Source organism: Nitriliruptor sp. (assembly GCF_040882075.1).
In the GTDB taxonomy this organism is placed as follows: domain Bacteria; phylum Actinomycetota; class Nitriliruptoria; order Nitriliruptorales; family Nitriliruptoraceae; genus Nitriliruptor.
Window position 1 is genome coordinate 1 of sequence record NZ_JBBEBZ010000076.1, and the last position, 4,923, is coordinate 4,923.

Annotated in this window: 3 protein-coding genes and 1 pseudogene; 1 reads left to right on the top strand and 3 read right to left on the bottom strand. The window is 71.3% G+C overall.

The window, feature by feature from the left end:
- On the top strand, positions 1 to 420 hold a 420-nt coding region (locus WEB03_RS03880), incomplete at its 5' end, for a peroxidase family protein (RefSeq protein WP_368069660.1).
- Positions 421 to 618: 198 nt separating this feature from the next.
- Here WEB03_RS03880 and WEB03_RS03885 read toward each other — a convergent pair.
- The 3 genes and pseudogenes from WEB03_RS03885 to WEB03_RS03895 all read right to left on the bottom strand — a co-directional run.
- Positions 619 to 771: pseudogene (locus WEB03_RS03885) on the bottom strand (polyketide cyclase); the annotation flags it as partial.
- 53 nt (positions 772 to 824) lie between these two features.
- The gene (locus tag WEB03_RS03890) at positions 825 to 2,204 is read right to left on the bottom strand and encodes an aspartate aminotransferase family protein (RefSeq protein ID WP_368069661.1); all 1,380 of its coding nucleotides are present in this window, start codon (positions 2,202 to 2,204) and stop codon (positions 825 to 827) included.
- 67 nt (positions 2,205 to 2,271) lie between these two features.
- The gene (locus tag WEB03_RS03895; protein ID WP_368069662.1) at positions 2,272 to 4,734 is read right to left on the bottom strand and encodes a DUF6351 family protein; all 2,463 of its coding nucleotides are present in this window, start codon (positions 4,732 to 4,734) and stop codon (positions 2,272 to 2,274) included.
- Positions 4,735 to 4,923: the final 189 nt, after the last annotated feature.

Below are 4,923 nucleotides of genomic sequence, written 5' to 3' on the forward strand. Positions count from 1 at the left end.
ATCCCGACCGAGCACCTGATGGTCGACCGGGCCTTCATGCTCAACCTCACCGCGCCGGAGATGACGGCGCTGGTGGGCGGCATGCGAAGCATCGGAGTGAACGCCGGTGACGACACCGACGGGATCCTCACCGACCGCCCGGGCCAGCTCTCGAACGACTTCTTCAAGAACCTCATCGCGATGGACACCGTCTGGGAGCCCATCGGCGAGGGTGAGGACCGCTTCGAGGGCAAGGACCGCGCGACCGGCGCCACGAAGTGGAACGCCACGCGCGTCGACCTCGTCTACGGGTCGAACTCGCAGCTGCGCGCCATCGCGGAGGAGTACGCCTCGGACGGTGGCGAGGAGCGCATGATCGAGCGCTTCGTCCAGGGCTTCGTCAAGGTGATGCAGGCCGACCGGTTCGACCTGCACCGCTGAACCGACGCACCACCTCCATGCGAGCGGCCGCCCCACCCGGGGCGGCCGTTCGTCATCGATCCGGGTGCCCATCGGGTGGACCGTGTCCCGGGAGGCGATCACGGTCGCAGGAACGCGTCACGCCTGATGCTCTGGTGCGACATCGACGGCCTCGTGTGACATCGGCCTCGCAGCGGTCATCATCCTCGTGCGCTCACCGGCGAGGACCTCGTCGAGGCGCTCGTAGCCCTCGCGGATGCCGACCTCCATGCCGCTGGCGATCATCGCGTCGCGCCCCTCGAACGAGTCCAGCAGCGAGGTGCCCACCAGTCGCGTCCGCCCGTCGCCGAGGTCCTCGAGGGTGAGGGTGTCGAACCCGGCCGAGATCGAGCCAGCTCGGTTCGGTCAGACGATCAGCGCACCGCTCACGCGGTCGTCGCGATGGCGCGGCGGACCGCGGCGGCGGCCACCTCGATGTCCTCGTCGGTGGTCGCCTGGTCCGACACGCTGATCCGCAGCGAGGTGACCCCCCGCCGGACGGTCGTGCCGAGCCAGACCACGCCCTCGCGCTGGACCTCGGCAGCGACCGCGAGGGTGCGGGCGTCGTCGGCGGCGACACGCACGAGCGCCTGGTTGAGCACGACCTCGTTCAGGACGGTCACCTCCGGGTCGTCGGCCAGCAGACGGACGAACTCGTGGGTGTGGGCGCAACAACGCGCAACCAGGTCACCCACGCCGTCGCGCCCGAGGGAGCGCAGCGCCGCCCAGGTCGCGAAGACCCTCGCACGGCGCGAGCTCTCCGGCGTCCAGTCCGTGCCGTCACGCCCGCCGTCGGCGCGGGCCAGGTAGGACGCGGACAGCGTCATCGCGCGGCGGTGGGCTTCCGGGTCGGCGCAGATCACGAACCCGCCGTCGTAGGGCACGTTGAGCCACTTGTGCCCGTCGGTCGCCCACGAGTCGGCGAGGTCGACACCGTCGACGAGGTGACGGTGGGCCGGTGAGGCCGCGGCCCACAGCCCGAAGGCACCGTCGACGTGGACCCACGCGCCGGCCTCGTGGGCCGTCTCGCAGATGGCGCGGAACGGGTCGGACGCGCCGGTGTTCACGTTGCCGGCCTGCGCGCAGACGATGGCCGGCCCGTCGCTGATGGCGTCGCGGAGCGGACCCGGCTGCATGCGCCCCTGGTCATCGGCCGGGACGACGATCACGCGGCGCTCACCGAGGCCGAGGAAGCGCAGGGCTCGCCCGATCGTGGCGTGCCGCTCCTCGCCGACGACGACGGTGACCGGAGGTGCGCCGGGCAGACCGTCGGCGTCGACGTCCCAGCCAACGCGTCGGAGCACCTCGCCGCGGGCGGCAGCCAGTCCCGCGACGTTGGCCAGCTGCGCGCCGGTCGTGAACCCGACCGAGGCGTCCGGCGGGAGGCGCAGCAGGTCGAGGAGCCAGCCGGAACACACCAGCTCGAGCGCGGCGGCTGTCGGCGACAGCACGTGGAAGGCCGGGTTCTGGTCGTAGGTGGACGAGAGCCAGTCCGCAGCGAGCGATGCCGGCAGCACGCCGCCCTCGACGAACCCGAAGTAGCGGCCACCGTTGGTACGCACCAGCCCGGGGGCGGCGTCACGGGCCAGCGCCTCGACGACCTCCAGCGGGTCGGACGGGGCGACCGGGAGCGGTCCCCCGAGCGCCGCGACCAGCTCGGTCACGGCGACCGGTCGCGACACCGGGGTCTCGAGGTCCGCCTCGAGGTGGTCCGCTGCCAGCTCGGCGGTCCGGGCGAGCAGCCTGCGCAGGCCGTCGGCGTCCACGGCAGCTCCGAGATCGGTGGTGGGGGCGACCGACCGATCCTAGAGCCGTAGCGTGCCCAGCGGAGCGTCAGCGGCGCCGGAGCGCCAGCGCGCCACCCATCGACGCGAGGGCGAACACCGCCAGCGGCGCCGGCAGGCCGGTGATGGGCAGCTGCACTGAAGCGGGTTGCGTCGCGACACCGGCCGGGCGCGGGTTCGCCCCGGGTCGGTCCGACGGAGGGCCTCCGACGGGCGGGTTCACCGGGCGGCGGTCACCCGGTCCCGGGCGCTGGTCATCCGATCCCGAGGAGGGGCCGTAGGGCACCGAGACCGGCGCCGGACCCATCGGTGTCCCGCCGTAGATGACCTCGCCGTCGTCGTTCTGGTAGGTGAGCCAGGCGGTCGCCGCCTGGAAGCCGACGCCGGGCTTCGAGTAGTCGCACACCCCATCGGGGAAGGTCGCCTCGAGGGTGGCCTGTTCCGCCTCGGTGAACACCTCGGTGTAGGCCTGGCCCGCGTAGTCGAAGTCCTCGAGTGGCATCGTCTGGCAATCGAGGGTGTCGTCGGTGAACCCGACGACGGAGTCGCCGCCACCGGCTTCGATCCTCGGCGAGGAGAAGATGGTCGGGTCGACCGTGCCGCGGCACACCTCGAGCGGCACGTCGGCACCCGCAGCGCCGACACAGCGCGGAGCGATGCCCGCCTCGTCCTTGGCGTCGATGATCTTCTGCGCCAGCGGGACGTCGCGGCCATCGGCCTCGACCACGGCGAGCCACTCGTCCATCGCCCGGATCGAGTCGTCGACGAACGAGGCGTCACCGAGCAGCGGCGTCTGGCCCTCCCAGAACACCTGGTTGTCGGCCGTGCCGTGCTCGCGGATGAGCCGGTCGCGCATGGAGTACTTGCGGTAGACGTCGTGGAACGCGCCAGGCTCGGGACCACCGAGGTCGATGATCGCGACCTCGTCGAGGTGCGCACCGGTGTTGACCGCGCCGCTGCGGTACACCCGGTCCTGGGCGATCGGGTCGGCCAGGGTGCGGTCGGCGGTCGGCTCGAAGTCGATGTCGAACCCGCCGACACCGGCGTTGAGGGCGACGAACTGCGCGGGGGTGAGCGGCGGACGCGTCGGATCGGTCACGTCACCGGTGAGCGACGCGAGTAGACCCGAGAGCCCGTACTGGACGCCAACGTTGCTGATCGGCCGGTACGCCTTGCCGTCCTCATCCAGACCGAAGACGTTGCGCATGTAGTCCTGGAAGCTGCACCGGACGCCGTCGGGGTTGTTCACGCTGTAGACGTCCTCGTTGGGGACGCCGGGACACGAGCGTGACGGGTCGCCGCTGTTGGGGATCGCCTCGGTGAACGTGATGTGGTTGGCCGGGTTCGCGTGGCCGAAGATGCTCGGCCACTGCGCCGGGAGGATCTGGCTCTCGAACGAGCCGGGACCCTCGAAGAAGTTCCGTAGCCCGACGTAGTCCACGTACTGCTGGGCCGAGCTCCACGCGTCGGTGAAGCTGCACTGCGGCGTGATGCCCTGGTAGACGCCCGGGTAGGCGTTGGCGACCTGCTGCTGTACGAGGCTCCCGCCGCTGCAGCCGCTGCCGATCGTGTAGCGGATCGGACCGAAGCGTTCGGCGACCATCTCCTTGGTCATGATCAGCGATTCGGCCTGCGTGACGAGGTTGCAATTGTGGCCGGCGTGGTCGAGCGCGTGGCTCGCGACCGCGAAGCCCTGCGACAACGCATCCTCGAACAGCACCGCCGGGGCGGTGCCGGACTCGTAGGAGGTGTCGCAGCTCTGGCCGTGGGTCAGGACGAGCTTGTTCGCGTAGCCCGGGTTCTCGCTGGTCGGATCCGGCCAGTCGCCCTGCTCCGGGTCCCACAGGGCGGCGATCCGGTACTGGTCGCGCAGGCTGTAGCCGACCTCCTCGCGGACGATGAACGGCACCTCCTCGCCGTCGTCGGTGGTGGTCGCGACGTCCGAGGGCGGATCGGCCGGGTCGTACGGCTGGAACCTCGACAGGACGCTCTGCCCGGCCGCGGTGAGGGGCGGCACCACGCTCGCGACCGGGTTCGTCGACCGGTAGTGGTAGGTGACGGTCGGCTCCTGGCTGCAGTCCGGTTCGTCCGAGCCGTTGGTGCAGGACCAGGGCTCGATCAGCGGCCCGGAGAAGACGGGGCCCGACTGGGGGGCGTTGGTGAGGGTGATGCGAGCACCGCGGCCGTCCGGTGCCTCGGCCTGGATGACGTTGTCGCCGAGGTCGAGGCCGGCGACGAGACCGAGGGCCGTCCCATCCTGCTGGACCACGAAGGCGTCAGAGACGTCCCGGCCGTCGTCGGTGACGACGAGGTCGGCTGCGTCGACGCCGTCGAGTGCGATGAGCCGGAGGAGGGCGTCGCCGCCGCTGGCCAGGTCGCCTCGACCCGATGCCACCTCGATGACGACCACGGACACGCCCGGTGCGGAGGCATCTTGCGCGGCCGCGACGGCGGGCGCAGTACCGACGAGAGCGGTACCCATGATCGTGAGGAGGGCGACGGAACGACGCACGAGCGGACTCCGGAGCAGGCGGGCGGTGACCCCTGGGAGTTCGACCTCACGTCCGCCGCCTCCTGCCAGGTCCGGCCGGGTGCGATCTCACGGTGCGCACGGCAGTCACCATGTCGATCCGGCGCTCCGCCGTTCGACGTGGTGGTAGAAGGCCGCATGGGGCGGCCTCACCGGGAAGGAACCACCGTG